Annotated in this window: 1 protein-coding gene; it reads left to right on the forward strand. The window is 80.5% G+C overall.

Annotation, left to right across the window (positions count from 1 at the left end):
• A partial coding sequence (locus WCS02_RS20535) for a DUF5719 family protein (RefSeq protein ID WP_340296172.1) occupies positions 1 to 1,093 on the forward strand: 1,093 nt, incomplete at both ends.

Below are 1,093 nucleotides of genomic sequence, written 5' to 3' on the forward strand. Positions count from 1 at the left end.
TCGCGGTCGCCACCGGCGTCGGCGTCGGTCCCGGCACCCTGCGCGCCGAGCGGCTGCTGGCCGACCCCGACGTCGCGCCCGCCGACGCGCTCCTCGTCCCGGCCCGCGCCGTCCTGGACCGGGTCCCCCCGCCGGACCCCGTCGCCCCCGCGCCGGTGGTCCGGCTGGCCGGCGCCGGGTCGGTGCAGACCTGCCCCGCGCCCGGGCCCCAGGCGACCGGGGTGGACGGGCTCGACCCGGCGCGCCCCGACGGTCCCGACGGCCTGCAGGTGCCGGACGGCGCCGAGGTCCGGGGGCTCACCCTCACAGCGGTGCGCAGCGGCGACGACCGCGGCCTCCGCGTGTCGGCGTGCCCGCGGACCGCGACCGCGTCGTGGGTGCTGCTCGGCAGCACCGGCGTCGGCCAGGAGCCCCGGCTGCTGCTCGCCAACCCGGGGGAGACCGGGGCCGTCGTCGACGTCCGCCTCGGCGGCCCCGACGGCCGGCTCGTCACGCCGGCCTCCACCGGCATCCTCGTCGGCCCCGGCGAGCAGGCCGAGGTCGCCGTCGACGCCCTGGCCCCCGACCAGACCGCCGTCCTCGCCCACGTGGTGGCGCGGGTCGGCACGGTCGCCGTCACCGGCGGAGGGTCCGCCCTGTCCGGTCTCGTCCCCCTCGGCGGCGACACCCAGCCCGCCCAGACCGACCCCACGACCGACCTCGTCCTCCCACTTGTCACCGTCAGCGGCGACGGAGACGGCGGCGCTGGCGGCGAGGCCCGGCTCCTCGTCGGGTCGGTGGGGGACACCCCGGCCGTCGTCCAGGTCGAGGTCACCCCGGCCGACGAGGACGCCGAGGCGGGTGACGCGGCGCCTTCCGAGCCCGTCGTCGCACCCCCGGGCGGCGTCGTCGACGTCGACCTGTCCGGCCTGCCCGCGGGCCGCTGGTCGGTGCGGCTCAGCTCCGACGTGCCCGTCGTCGCGTCGTGGACCCGGACGCAGCAGCGTGCCGGCGCCCCCGCCGAGGGCCTCACCGGCGTGCCCGCCGACCGGGCGTGGGTGCAGGCCGTCGACGCCGCCACGCCGTGGCGGGCCGCCGTCGTCGTCCCGCTGCG

The organism is Aquipuribacter hungaricus (genome assembly GCF_037860755.1).
Lineage (GTDB): Bacteria > Actinomycetota > Actinomycetes > Actinomycetales > JBBAYJ01 > Aquipuribacter > Aquipuribacter hungaricus.